At 61.1% G+C, this 568-nt stretch carries 1 protein-coding gene; it reads right to left on the bottom strand.

Annotated elements, in window-relative coordinates:
- A partial coding sequence (locus PM2_RS31055) for an immunoglobulin-like domain-containing protein (RefSeq protein ID WP_042132636.1) occupies positions 1-568 on the bottom strand: 568 nt, incomplete at both ends.

Here is a 568-nt window from a genome sequence, read left to right as displayed (position 1 = left end):
CCACCGAAGTCTGGTCGGCGGTGATGGTGACCTTGACGATGTCGCCTTCGTTGCCCGGGGTACCTGGCTCGTCGGTAACCTCGGTGCTGACCGGCGTCTTGTCCAGGTTCAGGTTTTCGAACTTCCACGCATCCGCGCCGCTGACGGCGTCGATGGCATTGACCACCGGCTCGTTAGCACCGACATAGACGTTATCCGGCGCGGTTGCAGTGGCCGAGCCGGTGGTGCTGTTCGCGGGCACGATGACCGTGGTGCCATCGGTCAGTTTGAAGTACAGCTCTGCGTGGTTGTTGATCGGCAGGCCGTCTTTGTTGGTCAGCGTGATCGTGTAGGTAATCTCACCGCCTTCGGTGACCGACTGGCTTGCGGTCAATTTGGCCACAACTTCGTCGACGGTGTCGGTCACTTGAACGGTAGCCGCACCGCCCAACTCAAGGTTCTCGAAGGTAGCACCGGTGGCGTCCACAGCCGTCTTGATGCCGAGGCTGATTTCACCGCTGTCCAGATAGACGTCGTCACCCTGTGCTGCGTGCTCGTACGGCGCACTGGTCTCGCCGGCCTTGATGGT

The organism is Pseudomonas monteilii NBRC 103158 = DSM 14164 (genome assembly GCF_000730605.1).
Taxonomy (GTDB): domain Bacteria; phylum Pseudomonadota; class Gammaproteobacteria; order Pseudomonadales; family Pseudomonadaceae; genus Aquipseudomonas; species Aquipseudomonas monteilii.
The sequence above is the reverse complement of the archived record's forward strand: the minus strand, read 5'-3'. Positions and strand labels throughout refer to the sequence as shown.